A 19036-nucleotide genomic window follows, 5' to 3' on the forward strand; every position below is an offset into this window, starting at 1 on the left:
ATTATGAAAAAAGTATTTATAGAAGGTCCCATCAGTAGTGAATTTATTGGCGATGCTATCGCTAAACATCAATCTAAGACTAGCATTGGTGCACACAATATCTTTTTAGGTCAGGTGCGTGCAGATGCTGTAGATGGCAAAAATGTTGCCGCTATTGAATACACTTGTTACGAAGAACTGGCAAACACCAAGCTAAACGAAATTCGTGAGGCTGCTTTTGAAAAATTCGATCTGATCTGTATGCATATTTACCACAGTCTGGGAACAATAAAGGCTGGAGAAATCTGCTTTTTTGTTTTTGTTTCCGCGGTGCGCAGAAAAGAAGTTTATGCTGCTACCGAATGGCTGGTAAACCAAGTGAAAGAACACACTCCAATCTTCGGAAAAGAGATTTTTGAAGATGAAACCCACCAATGGAAAGTCAATAGTTAATCTTAAAGCTTTCCATCACAAATTCTGAAATTTCCATTATGGTTGACATCACACATAAAATAAATACGTTAAGATCTGCTACCGCTCAAGCCACGGTACGCGTTAGTAAACAAGAAACTATAGATGCGTTGCAGCGCAACGCCGTACCCAAAGGCAATGTGTTTGAAATGGCAAAAACTGCGGGTTTGTTTGCCGTAAAAAATACGCATACCTCAATTCCTGACTGTCATCCGTTACCGGTAGAATATACCGCGGTTGAATATCGTATTGAAGGTTTACAGGTCTTTATTGAGATTACGGTTAAAACCGTTTACAAAACCGGTGTAGAAGTTGAAGCGATGCACGGTGCTTCGGTGATCGCGTTGACGATGTATGATATGCTCAAACCTATTGATAAAGGTATAGAGATCAACAACGTGAAGCTTCTGCACAAAAAAGGCGGCAAAAGCAGTTTTAAAGATCAGAATCCGTCGCGACTTAGTGCGCATGTTATTGTATGTTCAGATTCAATTTCTGAAGGAAAAAAAGAAGATCGCGCCGGTAAAGCAATTATGGAGAAACTTCAAGCCAGTGATGTGCAGATACAAGGCTATGAGATCATCCCTGATGATTTGCAAACCATTCGCAACAAAGCAATGGAGCTTTCTGAAGTGGTCAACTTATTGATCTACACGGGCGGAACAGGCCTGAGTATGCGTGATGTCACTCCAGAAGCGCTTGAACCTATTTTAGAGCGTAGAATTCCGGGGGTTGAAGAAGCCATTCGCAAATATGGTCAGGACCGTATGCCCTATGCTATGCTTTCCCGCAGCGTGGTAGGAACGCTGGGAAATTGCCTCGTTTTGGCATTACCCGGTTCCACTAACGGAGCCAAAGAATCTATGGATGCTGTTTTCCCGCATTTATTACATGTTTTTAAAATTTTAAGAGGTGCACAACACCAAGCCAATGAATAGTACAACTTCAATATTAACAGATACGCACGGTCGCAAGCACAGCTATTTACGGATTTCGCTAAGCGAAAAATGTAATTTACGCTGCACATATTGTATGCCGCACGACGGAATTCCATTAAGTCCTCGGTCGCATCTTATGACCGCAGATGAGATCGAAACTTTCGCCAAAGTATTTGTTGATCACGGAGTAACTAAAATTAGACTAACCGGTGGCGAACCTCTTGTACGCAAGGATTTTACAGCTATTTTAGCGCGTTTAGCTAAACTCCCCGTAAAGTTATCGATCACCACCAATGCGCTGCTTACTCATCGTTTTATTGAAGATTTTAAACGCTACGGGCTTCACGATATTAACGTGAGTCTTGATAGTTTAAATGCCGAAAAATTTAAGCTCATCACCAGAAGAGATCAGTACAAAAAAGCATTTGAGAATATTGAACAACTCATTAAAGAAGGTTTTAATGTCAAGGTTAATGCGGTCTTGATGAAAAATTTTAATGAAGATGAAATTGTAGATTTTATTAATCTCACCAAAGCACGAGCGATCAATGTGCGCTTTATTGAGTTTATGCCTTTTGATGGAAATGCCTGGAATAAAGAAAAACTAGTATCTCAGGCCGAGGTCATCAATCGGGTGACTGATCATTTTGGTGTCGAAGCCTTGCAACCACTTCCTAACGAGAAAAACTTTACCGCGCGTAATTTTAAGATCGAAGGGTTTCAAGGAACCTTCGGTATAATCAGTTCGGTTACTAATCCGTTTTGTGATAGTTGTAACCGTATTCGACTAACCGCAGACGGAAAATTGAAAAATTGCCTGTTTTCTAATGAAGAAACAAACCTGTTGAAACCTTTTCGCGAAGGCGAAAAACTAGAAGAACTTATTGATGCTGCATTGAACGCCAAAAAAGCTGTACGCGCCGGTATGACTGATTTTGACCAACTTACCAATCCTGATCTACACAGTAACAACCGTAGTATGATCGCGATTGGCGGTTAGACTTTAGTACGTATAGAGCTTGTCATAATATTTTTTCACCGAATCTTCCCAGGAAAAACGCACAGCTTTAGCCTTTCGGCGCATAACGCCCCAGCGTTTACGATCATTTTGAAATACCTCTATACAATTTGCAAAAGCTTTCACCATATTTGTTACCGTCTCGTCGATGTGTGACCCGTAAAAAGCAAAACCATCTACCCCATCCCGCACGGTATCAATGAGTCCGCCTGTGTGATGCACTAAACAAAGAACACCATTTCGCATGGCGAGCATTTGGCTAATGCCACACGGCTCAAAAAGACTTGGCATAAAATATAAATTAGACTCCAGATAAATAGAATCTATGATATCTTCAGATTGGCCATTTATGAAAATAAAATTGGCGTGCTCATAACTAATATCGCGCATCAAACGCTCATACTCCGGCTCGCCGGTACCTAGAAGAATAAATATACCATTCTGAGATTCCAGATTGGTTAAAATAGCCTTTAGCGCTTCGGGATTACGCTTGAAGAAATAAAACTTTTGCTCAGTCATACGCGCTACACTAGACGCTACAAAACTGGGTGGATTCAAGAGTAGATGCACCACTTTTTCACCTGTATTCGCCAAAATGTCAGACTTGTATTTTTTTGATTCTTCCTGAATCCATTTAAAGATTTGAACAAGAATATTGGCGTACAGATTCCCTTTTTTTGCTACGCGCATATTTTTATAGTTCACACCATTCAAAATGCCGTGCAGTCTACCTTCGGCAAAAGCGGTTCGTAAATCTTCTTCTAGGCCTTCTCCTCCAATAAATTCAGGCTTATGACTAGGTCTCATAATGTCTTGCATATAAGACGGACTCACCGTGTGCACTTTATCGGCAAGGCGAATTCCCACTGCCATCAAGTTAATGCAGTCATTATATCTGGGATCTTTCACTTTATCATACTCGTAGCCCAGCTCCGGAAAAAAATTATTGATAGACGCAAAATTATTATTCAAAGGTCTAATCCCTTGTAAACTTAGATTGTGAATACTGTAAACAAATTTGCTGTCTTTTAATATCGTGAAATCTTGATGAAAAGCTCTATGAAATAACAGTAACGCCGTGTGCCAATCGTGTAAATGCACGACATCAATATGGTCAAACAAATTTTGCTTTACCGCCTGTGCTACTGCAGTATTAAAAATAAAATACTTTACGGCATCAGTAAAAAAAGGTTCTTCCGGGTCGTCATTATAAATATGTGCGATATTCCCCTCAACGATTTCCGGATGATCAATGACATAATGTGTAATCCCCGGAATTTGCTTTTTAGGTTCGACCTCATAAATTGAAGCGAGAGTTGCTTCTCCCCTGATATTGAATTTTAATTCTGTGATGAGTCGGCCGTTTTTGTGCAAACGGTTGTACGCAGGCACCACAACATGAACCTGATCGCCGCTTGCGGCAATCTGTCTAGGAACATCGCGTACCACGTCTGCCATACCACCGGCTTTACAATGAGCTAAAGCGTCATTTTCGGCACAAACAAATAAAAAATTTTTCATTTACAGAATTAAAAATAGTTGGTTACTTATCTGAAAAACAGATTTATAACAGTAAAATACTGTAACAATATTAATCGCAAAACCCACGATTTTAATATGCTCAATTAACCATAATCTGTTCGATTTTAAACAGACCGTATACTTTACTGATGCTCTAAAAATATTGTATAACTATGTAAATAACCGTGAATTATACATTTAATATTCTTAAAAGCTTGTGAAAGTTTTAGCGCTGCGCTGTTCCCTAGGTGGTTTTAACGAAACACTAATACCTGCTGTTAAAATTTGACCGTAAATTTCAACTTATGAAAGCTAACCATATCCTTCTCCTCTTTATTCTATTGTTAAATTTTAATGGCTTCGCTCAAGATTCTACCAATGCAAAATCTGGTGCCAATCTACCCGATAGTGAAGCTACCGTTCCTGAAGATGGAGCCTTTTTGCCTAACGCGATTCAAGAATATAATGAAGCCTATTATGTGATTAATAGGTTGAATATGCCTAACGGACTACCGCCTAACAAACTGAATTTTCAGTCTCCTCAGGCGACCCTTGAGCATTTTATCAGCAGCGCTCGCAATAATAATTTTAAGGAAGCATCTTATGCACTCAACTTTAATTTGCTTCCCAATAATCTCACGCAGGAAGAAGCCTCTACGCTAGCTGAAAAGCTATATTTCGTGCTCAATCAACGAGTTAAAATTGATTGGGGCGGACTATCTGATCGTCCTGATGGTCAGATAGATATTAGCACAACCACTAACCAAGCAATCGCCGGTAAACCAATGCGAAGCATTGTGTTTGGTGAGATTGATCTTGAGGGTAAAGATGTTGTTTTGCGACTGCAACGGGTGAAGTATAAAGAGTTTGGTGCGTTTTGGCTCATTTCATCAAATACTGTGGAGAATATAGACGGCCTATATGAGACCTATGGCCCTCGAGAGCTAGATCGTATGATGCCAGATTGGGCACGCGTACGCTTTTTAAATATGCCAGTGTGGAAAGTCGTGGGAACCTTTATTCTTATCGTGCTCAGCTATTTTCTTGGGAAGATAAGTTTAATATTCTTTAGAAGACTTTTTAGAAAATCTGAAAAAGCCTGGGTCAACACCATAGCTAAAAGGCTTGCAACACCAGCAGGTTGGGCCATCGGCGTGATTTTCTTCTACATCGCTTTAAATAAATTGATTTCATTTGGTGGAACGTTTGCCAGTACGTTGTATGCTATTTTGCTTATCGCAGTAATTCTATCGATCACGTGGTTTATTATGCGTTTTATTGATTCTTTTATGGTGTATGTTGCCGAAACCAAAATTGGCGATGCCAACCCCGAAGAAAATAACGAATCCCGAATGATGATGACTTATATTTCGGTGGCGCGCAGGGTAATAACTTTTGTGGTGATCATTGTGGGGATCTCAGTAATCCTTTCCCAATTTAGATCTTTAGAAAAATTAGGAATTTCCCTTATTGCTTCTGCGGGTCTTGCAACCGTGATTTTAGGGGTTGCGGCACAAAGTACCCTAGGAAATATCATCGCCGGAATTCAGATCGCCATAACCCGTCCCGCACGCATAGGAGATACCGTTATTATTGAAGACGATTGGGGCTATGTTGAAGACATTCGGTTTACGTATATGGTAGTTCGTACTTGGGATTTACGACGCTTGGTGGTGCCCTTAAAAAACATTATTTCAAACACCTTTGAAAATTGGTCGATGACCAGTGCACATCAAGTGCGCCCTATAATCCTTTATGCGGATTATGAGATTGACGTGGATTTAGTTCGTAATAAATTTGAAGAACTTTTAGAAGCCGAAAAAGACTGGGATCGTGATACTCCGCCCACAGTTCAAGTGGTTGGTGTTACTGAAAATGCATTGGAGCTAAGGGCCTTATGTAGCTCTAAAGACGCTTCTACTACTTGGGATTTACATTGTAGATTACGCGAAAAGCTCATAAAATACATTTGCAGTTTAGAAAATGGTAAACACCTTTCTAAATCGCGTATTCAATTTGAAAACAAGCTCCCTATCGAACAGTCAAAATCTTCGGATGGATCAGGAGAAGAAAAGTAGGCTCCCTCAAAGACTAGCTTCAGAATATGTAATTCTTTGATTTTATCTAGAGGCTACTCTTCTTCATCTAAAGACAATTCCAATTCTTCGGAAAATTCAAGAGTGTGAAAAACATTCTGAACATCATCGTCATCCTCAAATTTTTCAGCAAGATTTAAAATTTGTTTTGCCTCACTAAGGGGCAATTCGATGGTATTTAATGGAATACGCTGTAATTCGGCATTTTTAGTTTCGATATTCAGATCTTCAAGATGCTGCGCCATTTTACCAAAATCGGTAAATGCCGTATAGATCACAAAAACATCGTCGTGGTTCTCAAAAGATTCGGCTCCGCCTTCAATCAATTCGAGTTGCAGCAGCTCCCAATCGCGTTCGATAGAAGTTTTGTCTAACGTAAAAACACCTTTTCGGTCAAATAAAAATTCGAGCGAACCATTGGTACCTAAACTTCCTCCATTTTTTGAAAAAATAGAACGCACCGAAGCGATGGTTCGGTTTGTATTATCTGTGGTACACTCAATAAAAAAAGCGATGCCGTGTGGGCCGTAACCTTCAAAGGTCATTTGCTCATAGCTGTCTGCATCTGCTCCCGAGGCTTTTTTAATAGCACGGTCTATTGTGTCTTTAGGCATATTGACACCTTTGGCATTCTGGATCGCATTACGCAACGCCGGGTTAGAATCGGGATCGCCATTTTGATTGTTTTCTTTAATCGCCACCGTAATCTCTTTAATGGCGCGTGTAAATTGCTTCGCGCGCTTTTTGTCTTGGGCTCCTTTTCTGTGTTTAATATTTGCCCATTTGCTATGTCCTGCCATATAATTTCAAATTAGTGTACCCGTCAATCTAAAAGATTATCTACGCAGAACAAGCACTTTAACCCTTTTTTAATGCTTTCTGAATTAAATTGAACCGCGCAACTGAGTTTTTCGGTTTACATTTGAAATTATGAGAGCATTATTAGAACAGCATTACGCACATATTTTTGAGCCAAACCTTTTAGAAGAAATCGCAAAAGCCGGAATTTTAAAAGAAGTCTCTGAAGGCGAGAAGCTTATGGAAATCGGTCAGTATATCACCGCAATGCCTTTATTAGTATCCGGAGCTATCAAGATTTTGCGAGAGGATGCTCAGGGTGATGAACTCCTACTGTATTTTCTTGAGAAAGGCGATACGTGCGCGCTGACGTTATCTTTTAATCGAGGCCAACGAAAAAGCGAAATACGAGCAATCGCCGAACTCGACACGGTGCTTATCATGATTCCTATTCAAAAAATGGAAGAATGGAGCTCCAATTACAAATCCTGGCGGAACTTTATTTTTGACAGCTACCAAAATCGCCTGATGGAAATGCTGGATACCATAGACAGTATTGCTTTTATGCGTATGGACGAGCGGCTTTTACGCTATTTAAGAGACAAACAGAAACTGATGCAAAGTAATTTTCTGTCAAGTACGCATCAAGATATTGCTTATGAAATGCATACCTCTCGCGTGGTGATTTCACGCTTATTAAAAAAACTCGAATTGGAGGGTCGTATAAAAATTCAACGAAACAAAATTGAACTTATAGCATTAGATTAAAGCTCTAAAGCCTCGCGCATGGCTTTGGCTTTAAGTAAGCACTCTTGATACTCCTTTTCAGGTAAGGCTTGTGCAGTGATCGCGCTTCCTACAGAAAATGAGACGTAAGGCTTTGCCGCATTATACAGAATACTTCTAATCATCACATTAAAATCAAAATCACCATTGGGTTCAAAATAACCTATGCTGCCACTGTACAAACCACGTTTATGATTCTCTAATTGTTCAATGATTTGCATTGCAGAAACCTTAGGTGCACCGGTCATACTTCCCATTGGGAATGCCATTTTTATCAACGCTACAGGATCTTCATCAGCATCAACTTGAGCGCTGATGGTCGAGATCATCTGATGCACTTGTTTAAAACTGTAAACTTTGCAGAGTTCTTCGACTCTTACGCTTCCTTTTAAGGCTTTTTTTGAAAGATCATTACGCACTAGATCTGTGATCATTATATTTTCCGTACGCTCTTTAGCATCAGCGGCAAGTTGGCGGGCGAGAAAAGCATCTTCAGTGGCATTTAAACTGCGTGGTGCCGTACCTTTTATAGGCTGGCTGATAAGCTGAGTCCCCCGCTTTGTCAAAAAACGTTCAGGTGAGGAACATAAGGCATATTGTGTTTCATTTTTGAAGAAAGCAGCAAATGGAGCTTTAGAAATTACATTGAGATGTAAAAAGCTCGCAACAGGATCAATTGCAGCTTCGCTATAAAATTCCTGACAGAAATTAGCCTCATAAATATCGCCGCGTTTGATGTGGTCGAGCATTTTAGAAACCTGCGCACAATAGGCATCCCGGTTAAACCGCACTTGAATACGCGGTTTTTCAGACGCGACTGTATTTTCTATTTGAAATGCTTGATTAAAAACTTTGTCAATATCAGCATCAAGTTCGTTTGCATATTCCGGGAGGTATAAACAGGTAATTTCATTCTTTTTAACCAGCCATAATTTTTTAGGCTGAAAGAAAAACAGATCAGGGAAATCGAGTCCGTCTAGGTTCTCTGACTTGACTTCTTCCAGTTCATTTTTCAGATCATAAGAAAAGTATCCCAGAAGGAAATCTTGCGTGCGTTTTCTAAAGGCTTTCAGCGCTTCAAAAGCGGTTCCTGTAGAAACTTGTAGGGACTCTTGTGCTCCGGCAGCAAATACATAATCGTAAGCGCCATAAGCATCCACCTGATTGTTTGATAACAGCAAACAAGAAACCAGCTCCTGATTTGCCCAGCAAACAAGCTGCTGAAGCAAGGGAAGATCTTGCGGAATTTCTACTGATTTTTCTATGCGCATAGCCTTGCGAAAGTACAGTTTAGAAATAAAAAAAACCGCTATTGCTAGCGGTTCCTTTTTAATTAATTGTGATCTGCTTATTGCTTATCGATCCAATCCTTAATTTCTTCTTTGGTTTTACCGGTTTTTTCTTGAAGTTTTCCAAGCATTTGTTCAAATTTACCTTCAGCGTGCTTTGTGTCATCTTCGGTCACATCGCCATACTCTTCTTTAAATTTCCCTTTTACTTGTTTCCATTTTCCTTCTAATTGATCAGAATTCATAGCTTTATAGTTTTTGTAATTAATACTATTTAAAAGTACAGATTAATCACCCCGGCCTAGCACAAGAAAAACCTAAGGTTTATGCGGGTTACGTTAAAAATGTCTAAATTCAATTTATGAAAAAAACCATACTCCTTTGTACGCTTCTTCTTGCAATTATTTCTTGTAAAGACACCCCTAAAGCAACTGCGCAAGCTGCGCCTGTTTCTTTGGATGCTACCTACTATTTAATTCGGCATGCTGATAAAATGCGTGGTCCTGATGCAGGTTCTGATCCTGAATTAAACGACGCCGGAAAGCAGCGTGCACAATTTTGGGCTGAAGAATTACGTGATGTGGACTTTGATGCGGTGTACAGCACCGATTATAAGCGTACCCTAGCCACTGCTCAGCCAACTGCAGAAGCACAAGGGGTAAACGTTAAATTGTATGATCCTACGCATTTATATGATGCCGAATTTCAGCAAGAAACTGCGGGTAAAACGGTATTGGTCGTGGGTCACAGCAATACGACTCCCGCTTTTGTGAATGCTATTCTTGGGGAAAACAAATATGACGAGATCGACGACGATCTGTATGGATATTTATATGTCGTAACCGTCAAAAATGGAAGCGCCCAAGTAGAGCTCAAAGATTTTAATGACTGGAGCGCTGAATAGCTTTTATCAAGCCTAAAAATTCGTGTGAAGCCCTGCGAATATCATTTGACAGTTACATCTTCTAATTCTATTTTAGAAAGCAAGCTTAAGCTTCCGGATGTATATAAACTATCTAAAGATTGTAACGGCGGAAACTTTTCGGCAGGTTCATAATTGTTGTAATCTGCAAAACGTATTCCTTCAACCTCTCTAATGTTATACGCTTCGCGAAAACGCGTTCCGCCCTCATTTACGAGATAGTTATATGCTAAATAATCTACGGTAAAATCTGTTTTATTGATCCAGTACATATAGGTGTCTTCAAAATCATCTCCGCCACCTTCTTCGCTAAAAGTTACTTGAACCTCATAATAGTGTTTTCCTTTAATAGTAGCCTCACCCACCAATTGTGGTTTTACCGCTTTGGCATCTAATCCATAAGGTAAAACCGAAAAATAATGAACAGAATTAACACCTCCTGATAATGAAGCGACTAGGCTGTCAGAAAGCGCAACTTCCTGCTGATCAACAAAACGCTTAAAATCGGCATTGGTCAACTGATCTAGGGTATCATTACAAGCAGCATCTGTGCAACGCTCCAGCTTAAACCTTCCGTTATTTCTATCTGCTCTATAAAATTTATCTCTAAATTGAAAGGCGATCAAAGAAGTGTCAATCGTTGTACCACCGCTGGTTTCAATAGCTTTTGCAATTATGCTTTCGGCATTAAGATTTTCAGCAGTTTCACCACACGAAACGATAAATAATGCAATAGCACCTAGGAGTAATGTTCTCATCAAATAAATTTTAAAACAAAATTAAAGTAATTTAAAGCAATAGAACGCCCAATAAGAAATTAGTACTTTTGTACAGTATAAGCGATAAGCTTACAAGGCAAAAAAAATCTATGAAGCAAGCAAATACAATTAATATAAAAAACAAGAAGGCTCGGTTTGAATACGAGATTCTTGATAAATATACCGCCGGAATAAAACTCGCAGGAACCGAAATCAAATCTATAAGAGAAGGAAAAGCGTCTATTGCCGAAAGTTTTTGTGAGTTTCAAGAAGATGAACTTTTTGTGATCAATATGACTATTCAAGAGTATTCTCACGCGACCTATTTTAATCACAATCCTAAGAGCAGTCGTAAACTTTTACTCAACAGGCGTGAGTTAAATAAATTGCATAAAGAAGTGCGCAATAGCGGTCTTACGATCGTCCCGCTCAGGCTTTTTATCAACGATCGCGGTCTTGCAAAAATGCAAATCGCCTTAGCTAAAGGTAAAAAATTGTATGACAAGCGGGAGACCATTAAGGAGCGCGATACTAAAAAACGATTAGGGCAGATCAAGAAAGCATTTAATAATTAATGCAACAGGCTTAAAGTAGTTAAAGTCTTTATTAGCACCACCAAAGGATTTTATATTCTGAGGCTTGCCTGAAAATTGAAAAATTGTTTCCTAAAAGTGGTTTGGGGCTTGCACCAAGAATTATTTACTTGAAACTTCTTTTATGAAACAAAAGCTACTTCTTTTTCTACTCACGCTAAGCACATTAACCGGAACTTCACAAATCACCGGTTTGGTTAGCAATACCGATGGAGAATCACTTCCTTATGTAAATATTTACCAGAAAAATGCGGCTACCGGTACAACTTCTAATGGCGACGGCAATTATGAACTCGCCATAGCAAAGCCCGGGAATTACACTATCGTTTTTCAGTTTTTAGGATTTCAGACTAAAGAGGTTGAAGTCAGCATAACCTCTTTTCCGTTTGAGCTGAATGTCACCTTGCAGGAAGAAACCACCTCACTAGATGAAGTTTTTGTAGATGCTACCGGCAATCCCGCCAATAGGATCATTCAAGCTGTAATTGACCAAAAGCCGTTAATTTTAGATAAACAGAAAGCATATACGGCAGATTTCTATTCCAGAGGTTTATGGCGCGTAGAAAATGCACCTGAAAAATTCTTAGGTCAAGAAATTGGAGATCTTGGCGGCGGACTGGACTCAACCCGTACAGGTATTGTTTATCTCAGCGAAACCATCTCAAAAATCGCTTATCAGGCTCCTGATGATTTTGATGAAACCATCACAGCAAGCAAAGTAAGCGGAAATGACAACGGTTTTAGCTTTAACAGTGCTCAGGAAGCTGATTATTCCTTTTATGAAAATACGTTAGAGATCAATGCGCAACTCATTTCGCCACTGGCAGACAATGCCTTTAATTACTACAACTATAAACTTCTAGGGGCATTTAGAGAAGGTAATAAACTCATCAATAAAATTGCCGTTACCCCAAAACGAGAGAACGACCGTGTATTTTCTGGCGTAATTTATATTGTAGAAGATGACTGGCAACTTTATGGTGCAGAACTCACCACCACAGGTAAAGCTATTCAGGTGCCTTTTGTAGAATCTTTGGTGTTTAAACACAATTTTAAATACGATTCGCAAACCGATTTATGGATAAAAATTTCGCAGACTATTGAATTCAGTTTTAAACTTCTGGGGTTTGGCGGAAATGGTCGCTTTACCGCAGTTTATAGCAATTATGATTTTGAGCCGCAATTTGAGCGTTCTTCTTTTTCTAATGAAGTGCTGCGTTTTGAGCCCGAAGCCAATAAGAAAGACAGTTTATTCTGGCAACAAATACGACCGGTACCGCTGACCCTTGAAGAGCGTGCAGATTATCAACTTAAAGATAGTATTCAAGAAAAACGCAATTCAAAACCCTATAAAGATTCTGTAGATGCAGTATCTAATACCTTTGGGATTTTAGATCCTTTATTAGGTTATAGCTTTACTAATAGTTTTGAGCGCTGGCGCATAGGTTACAGCGGGCCCGCTTCTACGCTTAATTTCAATACCGTTCAAGGTTTTAATGCAACAGCAGGTTTATTTTATAACACTTGGACCGAAGAATATAATCAAGCTACCTATGCCAGTCTTGATGCAAATTATGGTCTTGACGATGATCGCCTGCGTTTTACAGGAAATATTGCAAAGCGTTCTAATAAAATTAATAAACGCACGCTGGGTATTACGGGTGGAACAAAGGTGCAACAGTTTAACGCGCAAGAGCCCATTTCTAAATTGGTCAATAGCATTTCTACACTCTTCTGGGAACGTAACTATATGAAGCTTTATGAACTCGATTTTGCTCGAGTTTACTATAGTGAAGAACTTTTTAATGGCTTCCAATTCTATGCCAACGCTGCATACGAAAAACGTAGTCCGCTTTTTAATACCACAGATCAAGTTTGGATTAAAAATTCGGTGGACTATAAATCAAACAATCCGTTAGCGCCGCTAGATTTTGACACAGCTGCAATTGTGCCACACGAGTTGGCTAAATTTAATGCCAGAGCGGTCATTCATTTTGATCAAAAATATATGAGTTATCCTGACGGAAAATTCAATGTGAGCGAGTCAAAATACCCTACGCTAACTCTAAATTTTGAGCAAGCTTTTGCAGCATCAGATTCCGGTTTTAATTTTACTCAGATTGCTGCGCAGTTGAAGCAAGAATTAGACATCGGCAACAAGGGAAATTTAGGTTATACCCTACGCGGCGGAACTTTTTTAAATGGCGATGACATTAGTTTTGTTGACTATCAACATTTTCAAGGAAATCAAACACGAATACAAATGCAAGGGAGACACTTAGATGGTTTTAACCTGCTCCCCTACTACGATTTTAGTACTAACAACAGCTATTTTGAAGGACACGCTGAGCATAACTTTAAAGGTTTTATTTTGGGCAAAATTCCCGGAATACGAAGTTTAAATGCTAATTTGATTCTAGGTGCGCATTCCTTAATTACCCAAGAGCAGAAACCGTATTATGAATTTTCAGCAGGGATTGGTAATCTAGGTTTTGGTAAATTCAAATTTTTACGGGTAGATTATGTGCGTTCAATTAATGGCCCTAATCAAGACGGAGCGTTCGTCTTCGGCCTAAGCTTTTAAAAGCCAAATTTTAAAATTATGAGCAAGGGTTTACTACTATTCTTTTCTACACTGTTACTCGTGAGCTGCATCAAAGACAAAAGTATCGTTGTAACTCAGATAGAAGGCTTTCCTCCTGACATTATGGGGTGTAGTTGCTATTATGCGGTAGATGAAGCGCATTTTCAAAAACAGCAATTTATTTATATTGATAGTTATGAAACTACTCCTGCTTACATCAGTATAAATGATTCTTTAATTGCTGTTGACCCAAAAAATGAACAAAAATCTGAATATGCTTTAGACGTTAAAATTGAGGAAGAAATTCAACTAGATCAAGAACGCTATCATAGGGAAGGAACTCTAAAAATAACTGACAAAAATGGAGCGGTTTATAGTACTTCAATTTATGGGGAATGCGGTTGCTAAACGAACTTATTTATGGCTGAAAAACTACCACAACCAGAAGTTTGGCTAAGAGGACCTCTTGAAGATCTGCCTGTACTATTACAGCCTGCAGCATTTGCTCTAATGCAAACCAATGAAGAATTACCATTTTGGTTAAAAGATTTCCCAAAGGAAAAATTATGGATCAAACCGGCAGGAAGAGCTTCCGTTGGATTTCATCTCAAGCATTTAAGCGGCGTCTTAGATAGAATGCTTACGTATGCCAAAGAAGAACCCTTATCTTCTAAACAATTTGCGTACCTCAAGGCAGAGGAAGCGATTGAAACTAATCTCTCTGTTGAACAACTAATAGATGTTTTTACTGCAAAGGTTGAAGAAGCCCTTACTTATTTTAAAACTTTAGAGGAGAACCAGCTAACGGAGCCTCGATCTGTAGGAAGAAAAAAATTACCATCCACTTTAATCGGATTATTATTTCATGCTGCTGAACACAGTCAGCGGCATTTAGGTCAGCTTATCGCAACGGCAAGTTTTGTAAACACGCTTTAGTTTCCATTAGAAACAATCTTATTTTTCAACGCGTATAGCACCAGACCTATTCTACTGCGCACCTCAAGCTTTTTAAAAAGTGTGTCTCTGTAATTGTCTATAGTTTTAGGACTTAGGCACATTTCGCTCGCAATTTCCTTATAAGTTTTATCAGAACAGGCAAGCTCCATAAACTCTAATTCTCTACTTGAAAAATTTTCAAGGAGTGTATCTTGTTCTTTCTTAGAAACACCTTTAAGTAAAGCAGTAGTTACATTATCAGTATAGTAGTGACCGCGTTCTATCACTTGGTTGAGCGCAAGATTAAGTGTTTCTGGGTGAATATCTTTCAGCAAATAGCCTTTGCTTCCTGCTTTTAGCATTTTAATGATGGTTTCTTCATCATCATCCATAGAAAGCGTTATGGTTTTAATTTCCGGTTTGTGTTCATTTAGCCAGGAAATAGTCTCAAAACCATTCATTATAGGCATATTAATGTCTAAGAGTAGAATATCAGGTTCTTTATCGCAGGTACTAAGTTTATTAATCAAGTCGTTACCATTACGTGCCATAAAAGCCACCTCAAAACCATTAAAACTATTAATGAGCCCTTGTAGGGATTGTGCAAAAAGAACGTGATCATCAACGACTCCTACAACATGGTTTTTCATCGAAATAGTAAAATTTGTGGTTAGTTTTAAGTGCGTTAAAGGTAATTATAATAAATAAATTAAACCTTTATGTATTTGATTTTAAGACGTGTACCCTTGTTTTTAGTTGAATTAAGCTCAAACTCTGCTCTGATCATTTGTGCCCGAGTATGCATATTTAGTAGCCCAGAACCCTGAGATGTTACACTTTGATCAAAGCCAATCCCATCATCTTGGGCTAAAATTTCTAAGAAATCATCCGTAAAGAGCATCGTAACCTCTAGAGAAGAGGCTTTTGCGTGTTTGATCACATTACTGAGAAATTCTTGCACGATCCTAAATAAAATGATGGTATCATCTTTAGGTATTGAAAATGGCGCTCCTTGAATAGTAAATGTTGTATTTAAAAATTTGAGTCGTTCTAGGCGGTTAAGTTCATTTTTTATACTCTCCTGAAGACCGATGTGTGTAATAATATCGTTGTTCAGGTTTTTAGATAAGGCCCTTATCTCACTTAAAGATTTGCCTAACAATTTTATGATTTCGATAAGCTCTGGTTCTTTTTCTAAATGGTTATTTGCGCCAAAGATCTTCAACTCCAAATTAGCTACAGAAATTAGCTGACCAATATTATCGTGCAATTCGCGACCCACATTCTTTAAGGTTTCTTCTTGAATTTCGACCTGAGTACGCGCAACTTCTTCTTGATATCTTAAAATAGCTTCATTACGCTGATTGATAAACTTGATCTTGCGCTTTTGAAATACTGAAAAAAGAACAATGATAATCATCAAAAAGGCAAGAAGCACTAAAGAACATACTATAATAAGTAGTTCAAAAGAGCCTAAAATGTTATCATCAAAAGACATACAAGAAGCAAGTTAGCTTTTTTTTGCTATTGGATGCTCCATTTGATAGCGATCAGATTTTATAAACGCAATTGCAATGCAACAATATTGAATGCAATTAATGAGAAAGAGAACCACACTCAGAATAACCGGATTTTCTTGTAAAAAGAACATTAAAGTAATGTAAAAAGGTAAATAGGTCACGCAATAGGTCAAAATACCAAAACTCACCCAGAAATATGGTGATTGCGTAATGTTAAGCACAACTTCTCGCGTGAGCATTTCGATAAAATAAAAAGCTACAGCAATTATGAGCAATAATGTTCCTAGTGAAAAGGTGATGGACAGGTAATTATCAGTTATTGTGCCTATTGTCAACGCTTCGCCAAACCAAAACACGATATACACTAAAAAGAAAAACTTAAGTATTCGCGCTTTTACGGTCGAAACAATTAGCGAATGAAACCAAGCTAAAAAAAAGGAAAAATGAATTAAAATATAGATATTATATAAAAAGGTATTGGGGATGTTCAATACTTCATATGAAATACCCGCTAAAAACTCATTGGCCACCACATAGATCAAAAAGTAGAAGACATATTTAAAGTAAAAATCTTTAAATTCTTTATACTTTATAATACCTATGATCAGAGCAATAAGTTCTAAGTATTGAGAATACGAACTCAAATCTTCCATTAAACCTGTTTTCTATTGGTACGTACCTGGAGGTGGTTTTCTTAAATGTCCCATATTTAATGGGGGGACTTCAAGATCCTCTTCTTCCTCTTGAAAATTAATACTAAAAACAGCCGCTTCATTAGAAGCTGCTTTATATCCGGTTGGGACAATAAATAAAGTTGAGTATCCGGAAACTTCATCATTATGGTAATCCTTAGGATAAGCGCCATAATACACGCGTAAGCCGTTTACATTATATCCTTTTTCCTTGGCTACACTTTTTGCATAAGCGATATAGGCTTCTAGATCATCTACAGACCACCAACTTGATCGACTATCAGGCATTCCAATAGCTTTGTTTATGGCATCCGCACGAGTTTCAGTAAATGTGCGATCTAAAATCTTTGCTTCTTCTATTGAAATAACTCCTTTAGGAGGTTTTGCAGTATTGTATTGTTCTGTACAACCTAAAAATAATACGGTTACAAAACCGCATATAAAAACTTTAAAACACCTCATAATAGTTTTGATTTTGTGATTCACAGTCTAAAGTACTGCATTTGCTAACAAATAGATTATCAACAAGTTAAATAGGGGGAAATTCCCCGTAGCGTAAAGGGAATAAGCTGAATTAAAAAAGGGTCAATGACGTAATGTGTTTAGGGATTTTAACCGCTGAATATCAGTTATTTATATATTTAAATTTGAATAACAAAAAATCTAAATTCTCCAATCCATGCTCTATGAATCCCTCGAAATATTACGAGAGCAAGTCGAAATCTATTTAGAAGAAATGGATTTAGGCACCAATCTGGTGACTTTGGATTCTATTGCGCATTTTATTGATAAGCCCAATAGAGATAATCAACCATTAGATAATAAAATAGTTGTTTCATTGCTGAATCTTCAAGAAGAGGTGACGCTCAAAAATCAGCGCAACTATACGGTTCAATCCGGCAAACCTGTATATAAAAATACTCCGGTATTTGTAAATGCATACATTCTGTTTACCTGCAACCGTCTTGAGTATGCATTTTCCTTACGGTCTCTTGCGGCAATACTTCAGTTTTTTCAAGGGAAAAATAGTTTCAATCATAAAAACACATTGTTTTCCAGAAATACGCAAGTAATGCAAGCCGTAAAAGAATTTCAATTTACGGTTGAGCTTTACACACCTTCTTTTGAAGAACTCAATTATATCTGGAGTATGCATGGCGGTAAGGCTTATCCTGCGGCTATCTACAAACTCAATATTTTGAGCTTAGAGCGTGAACATGTACTAGATGAAGGCGCTTTACTCACACAGGTTAATACCAATTTTAAACACCTAACATCGTGAGCACCATTACCACATATCGGCCATTATTTCAACTGGATATTTTCCATAAGTTCTTTTTAGATGACGGACTCACACCTTTTGACTCCAATGAAACAATTCTTAAAAAACAACTTCAAAAATATAACTGGAATTCCTTCGGGAAAATAGTTCCTACTGCTGAGACGAAAGTAAACCTACAGAATCACAGAATGTTGCTTAAACCAAGTCCTTTAGGCTTTGTGGTTTTGATTGAAGCTGAACTTTTAAATGATACCGCTCCTAATTACACACCATTGATTGCTTTAGATCAAGACCTAAAGCTTGAGTTTTATATTCAGCTCTTAGACCCACAATTTTATAATTACACAGACCTTGATCCAGCTTTTGACAGTCCGCTTTTCCTAAGTAATTATGCCACGCTTTACAATGCTGCCGCACCTGTTTATTTAGCTAGACATAATGAAGAATCAAATGCTAAAAATCATTCGGTTTCCGAAGCTTTTAAAGACTTTCTCATTAAGAAATATGGTGACATTCGAACCGAAAAACCTTTTATAATCTCTTTAAAAATGCGTGATGCGGGTTCAGGCTTAAATCTGATTTTATTAAATGGAACTCTTCCACAGCATACACCGCATTTTAAAATTGTATTTCATAATCGAAAAACGATTTGGCGCTATTATTCAGGAGCGACAAAAGATCTGATATATACTACAGAACCTGAAGAAAAATCTCTAGTACAGCATGGGATTGTCCCCATAAGCAATGCGGGTACTGACTACCCTACTCCTACTCCTTCTAGAATTTATCAAGACCGTGATACAGACGGTTCGCTCATCAAAACATATTCTAACATTTATATTAATTAAACACG

The 19036-nt window shown here is 38.2% G+C and carries 21 protein-coding genes; 12 read left to right on the top strand and 9 right to left on the bottom strand.

Going from position 1 to position 19036, the window contains the following annotated elements; translation table 11 throughout:
• Positions 1-3: 3 nt before the first annotated feature.
• Genes LDL79_RS16505 through moaA form a run of 3 tightly spaced genes read left to right on the top strand, consistent with a single transcriptional unit; the run spans position 4 to position 2388 of the window.
• Positions 4-432 carry a molybdenum cofactor biosynthesis protein MoaE gene (locus LDL79_RS16505; protein ID WP_225598539.1) on the top strand — a complete coding sequence of 143 codons (429 nt, stop codon included), beginning with the start codon at positions 4-6 and terminating at the stop codon, positions 430-432.
• A gap of 38 nt (positions 433-470) precedes the next feature.
• Complete coding sequence (moaCB, locus tag LDL79_RS16510; protein ID WP_225598540.1) at positions 471-1388, top strand: bifunctional molybdenum cofactor biosynthesis protein MoaC/MoaB; 918 nt, start codon at positions 471-473, stop codon at positions 1386-1388.
• On the top strand, positions 1381-2388 hold the full coding sequence (gene moaA / locus LDL79_RS16515) for a GTP 3',8-cyclase MoaA (protein ID WP_225598541.1): 1008 nt from the start codon (positions 1381-1383) through the stop codon (positions 2386-2388). Before moaCB ends, moaA begins: the two co-directional genes overlap by 8 nt.
• A 3-nt stretch (positions 2389-2391) precedes the next feature.
• Here moaA and LDL79_RS16520 read toward each other — a convergent pair whose 3' ends face one another.
• A complete protein-coding gene (locus LDL79_RS16520; RefSeq protein WP_225598542.1) occupies positions 2392-3927 on the bottom strand; it encodes a glycogen synthase in 1536 nt (511 codons plus the stop codon).
• A gap of 305 nt (positions 3928-4232) precedes the next feature.
• Between LDL79_RS16520 and LDL79_RS16525 the strand changes: the two genes are divergently transcribed.
• A complete protein-coding gene (locus LDL79_RS16525) occupies positions 4233-6005 on the top strand; it encodes a mechanosensitive ion channel family protein (RefSeq protein WP_225598543.1) in 1773 nt (590 codons plus the stop codon).
• 53 nt (positions 6006-6058) lie between these two features.
• On the opposite strand, the gene LDL79_RS16530 is transcribed toward LDL79_RS16525, so the two are convergent.
• A complete protein-coding gene (locus LDL79_RS16530; RefSeq protein ID WP_225598544.1) occupies positions 6059-6823 on the bottom strand; it encodes a YebC/PmpR family DNA-binding transcriptional regulator in 765 nt (254 codons plus the stop codon).
• A 130-nt stretch (positions 6824-6953) separates the two neighbouring features.
• Between LDL79_RS16530 and LDL79_RS16535 the strand changes: the two genes are divergently transcribed.
• On the top strand, positions 6954-7589 hold the full coding sequence (locus tag LDL79_RS16535) for a Crp/Fnr family transcriptional regulator (RefSeq protein ID WP_225598545.1): 636 nt from the start codon (positions 6954-6956) through the stop codon (positions 7587-7589).
• Here the strand turns inward: LDL79_RS16535 and LDL79_RS16540 are convergent.
• Positions 7586-8878, bottom strand: a complete 1293-nt coding sequence (locus LDL79_RS16540; protein WP_225598546.1) for an anthranilate synthase component I family protein — start codon at positions 8876-8878, stop codon at positions 7586-7588. The genes LDL79_RS16535 and LDL79_RS16540 overlap by 4 nt on opposite strands.
• Positions 8879-8955: 77 nt before the next feature.
• Complete coding sequence (locus LDL79_RS16545; RefSeq protein ID WP_072982212.1) at positions 8956-9141, bottom strand: CsbD family protein; 186 nt, start codon at positions 9139-9141, stop codon at positions 8956-8958.
• Between the two features lie 116 nt (positions 9142-9257).
• On the opposite strand from LDL79_RS16545, the gene LDL79_RS16550 reads away from it, so the two are divergent.
• Positions 9258-9800: a SixA phosphatase family protein gene (locus tag LDL79_RS16550; RefSeq protein ID WP_225598547.1), complete on the top strand. Its 543-nt coding sequence runs from the start codon at positions 9258-9260 to the stop codon at positions 9798-9800.
• 41 nt (positions 9801-9841) lie between these two features.
• Here the strand turns inward: LDL79_RS16550 and LDL79_RS16555 are convergent, their stop codons facing one another.
• Positions 9842-10576 carry a DUF6503 family protein gene (locus tag LDL79_RS16555; RefSeq protein ID WP_225598548.1) on the bottom strand — a complete coding sequence of 245 codons (735 nt, stop codon included), beginning with the start codon at positions 10574-10576 and terminating at the stop codon, positions 9842-9844.
• A 110-nt stretch (positions 10577-10686) separates the two neighbouring features.
• Here LDL79_RS16555 and smpB point away from each other — a divergent pair, with 110 nt between their 5' ends.
• The 4 genes from smpB to LDL79_RS16575 all read left to right on the top strand — a co-directional run bounded on the left by smpB (position 10687) and on the right by LDL79_RS16575 (position 14689).
• Positions 10687-11151 (top strand): SsrA-binding protein SmpB, encoded by a 465-nt coding sequence (gene smpB, locus LDL79_RS16560; RefSeq protein WP_072982218.1) that lies wholly within the window; start codon positions 10687-10689, stop codon positions 11149-11151.
• A 142-nt stretch (positions 11152-11293) separates the two neighbouring features.
• On the top strand, positions 11294-13753 hold the full coding sequence (locus LDL79_RS16565) for a DUF5686 and carboxypeptidase regulatory-like domain-containing protein (RefSeq protein ID WP_225598549.1): 2460 nt from the start codon (positions 11294-11296) through the stop codon (positions 13751-13753).
• An 18-nt stretch (positions 13754-13771) separates the two neighbouring features.
• Positions 13772-14161 carry a hypothetical protein gene (locus LDL79_RS16570; RefSeq protein ID WP_225598550.1) on the top strand — a complete coding sequence of 130 codons (390 nt, stop codon included), beginning with the start codon at positions 13772-13774 and terminating at the stop codon, positions 14159-14161.
• A 12-nt stretch (positions 14162-14173) separates the two neighbouring features.
• Positions 14174-14689, top strand: coding sequence for a DinB family protein (locus tag LDL79_RS16575; RefSeq protein WP_225598551.1), 516 nt, complete (start codon positions 14174-14176; stop codon positions 14687-14689).
• Here the strand turns inward: LDL79_RS16575 and LDL79_RS16580 are convergent.
• Genes LDL79_RS16580 through LDL79_RS16595 form a run of 4 tightly spaced genes read right to left on the bottom strand, consistent with a single transcriptional unit; the run spans position 14686 to position 17363 of the window.
• Positions 14686-15339: a response regulator gene (locus tag LDL79_RS16580; RefSeq protein WP_072982222.1), complete on the bottom strand. Its 654-nt coding sequence runs from the start codon at positions 15337-15339 to the stop codon at positions 14686-14688. The genes LDL79_RS16575 and LDL79_RS16580 overlap by 4 nt on opposite strands.
• A gap of 59 nt (positions 15340-15398) precedes the next feature.
• Positions 15399-16187: a sensor histidine kinase gene (locus LDL79_RS16585; RefSeq protein ID WP_225598552.1), complete on the bottom strand. Its 789-nt coding sequence runs from the start codon at positions 16185-16187 to the stop codon at positions 15399-15401.
• A gap of 12 nt (positions 16188-16199) precedes the next feature.
• Complete coding sequence (locus tag LDL79_RS16590; RefSeq protein ID WP_225598553.1) at positions 16200-16862, bottom strand: hypothetical protein; 663 nt, start codon at positions 16860-16862, stop codon at positions 16200-16202.
• A 12-nt stretch (positions 16863-16874) separates the two neighbouring features.
• Complete coding sequence (locus LDL79_RS16595; protein ID WP_225598554.1) at positions 16875-17363, bottom strand: hypothetical protein; 489 nt, start codon at positions 17361-17363, stop codon at positions 16875-16877.
• A gap of 217 nt (positions 17364-17580) precedes the next feature.
• On the opposite strand from LDL79_RS16595, the gene LDL79_RS16600 reads away from it, so the two are divergent.
• On the top strand, positions 17581-18183 hold the full coding sequence (locus LDL79_RS16600) for a Pvc16 family protein (RefSeq protein WP_225598555.1): 603 nt from the start codon (positions 17581-17583) through the stop codon (positions 18181-18183).
• Positions 18180-19031, top strand: a complete 852-nt coding sequence (locus tag LDL79_RS16605) for a hypothetical protein (protein WP_225598556.1) — start codon at positions 18180-18182, stop codon at positions 19029-19031. The genes LDL79_RS16600 and LDL79_RS16605 overlap by 4 nt, the downstream gene beginning before the upstream one ends.
• Positions 19032-19036 lie beyond the last annotated feature (5 nt).

The sequence above is a fragment of the Leeuwenhoekiella palythoae genome (genome assembly GCF_020310025.1).
In the GTDB taxonomy this organism is placed as follows: Bacteria; Bacteroidota; Bacteroidia; order Flavobacteriales; family Flavobacteriaceae; genus Leeuwenhoekiella; species Leeuwenhoekiella palythoae.

Bases quoted from the DNA above. Each gene is read 5' to 3' on its own strand.
- LDL79_RS16505 (WP_225598539.1), top strand. From the start codon at position 4: ATGAAAAAAGTATTTATAGAAGGTCCCATCAGTAGTGAATTTATTGGC.
- moaCB (WP_225598540.1), top strand. From the start codon at position 471: ATGGTTGACATCACACATAAAATAAATACGTTAAGATCTGCTACCGCT.
- moaA (WP_225598541.1), top strand. From the start codon at position 1,381: ATGAATAGTACAACTTCAATATTAACAGATACGCACGGTCGCAAGCAC.
- LDL79_RS16520 (WP_225598542.1), bottom strand. From the start codon at position 3,927: ATGAAAAATTTTTTATTTGTTTGTGCCGAAAATGACGCTTTAGCTCAT.
- LDL79_RS16525 (WP_225598543.1), top strand. From the start codon at position 4,233: ATGAAAGCTAACCATATCCTTCTCCTCTTTATTCTATTGTTAAATTTT.
- LDL79_RS16530 (WP_225598544.1), bottom strand. From the start codon at position 6,823: ATGGCAGGACATAGCAAATGGGCAAATATTAAACACAGAAAAGGAGCC.
- LDL79_RS16535 (WP_225598545.1), top strand. From the start codon at position 6,954: ATGAGAGCATTATTAGAACAGCATTACGCACATATTTTTGAGCCAAAC.
- LDL79_RS16540 (WP_225598546.1), bottom strand. From the start codon at position 8,878: ATGCGCATAGAAAAATCAGTAGAAATTCCGCAAGATCTTCCCTTGCTT.
- LDL79_RS16545 (WP_072982212.1), bottom strand. From the start codon at position 9,141: ATGAATTCTGATCAATTAGAAGGAAAATGGAAACAAGTAAAAGGGAAA.
- LDL79_RS16550 (WP_225598547.1), top strand. From the start codon at position 9,258: ATGAAAAAAACCATACTCCTTTGTACGCTTCTTCTTGCAATTATTTCT.
- LDL79_RS16555 (WP_225598548.1), bottom strand. From the start codon at position 10,576: ATGAGAACATTACTCCTAGGTGCTATTGCATTATTTATCGTTTCGTGT.
- smpB (WP_072982218.1), top strand. From the start codon at position 10,687: ATGAAGCAAGCAAATACAATTAATATAAAAAACAAGAAGGCTCGGTTT.
- LDL79_RS16565 (WP_225598549.1), top strand. From the start codon at position 11,294: ATGAAACAAAAGCTACTTCTTTTTCTACTCACGCTAAGCACATTAACC.
- LDL79_RS16570 (WP_225598550.1), top strand. From the start codon at position 13,772: ATGAGCAAGGGTTTACTACTATTCTTTTCTACACTGTTACTCGTGAGC.
- LDL79_RS16575 (WP_225598551.1), top strand. From the start codon at position 14,174: ATGGCTGAAAAACTACCACAACCAGAAGTTTGGCTAAGAGGACCTCTT.
- LDL79_RS16580 (WP_072982222.1), bottom strand. From the start codon at position 15,339: ATGAAAAACCATGTTGTAGGAGTCGTTGATGATCACGTTCTTTTTGCA.
- LDL79_RS16585 (WP_225598552.1), bottom strand. From the start codon at position 16,187: ATGTCTTTTGATGATAACATTTTAGGCTCTTTTGAACTACTTATTATA.
- LDL79_RS16590 (WP_225598553.1), bottom strand. From the start codon at position 16,862: ATGGAAGATTTGAGTTCGTATTCTCAATACTTAGAACTTATTGCTCTG.
- LDL79_RS16595 (WP_225598554.1), bottom strand. From the start codon at position 17,363: ATGAGGTGTTTTAAAGTTTTTATATGCGGTTTTGTAACCGTATTATTT.
- LDL79_RS16600 (WP_225598555.1), top strand. From the start codon at position 17,581: ATGCTCTATGAATCCCTCGAAATATTACGAGAGCAAGTCGAAATCTAT.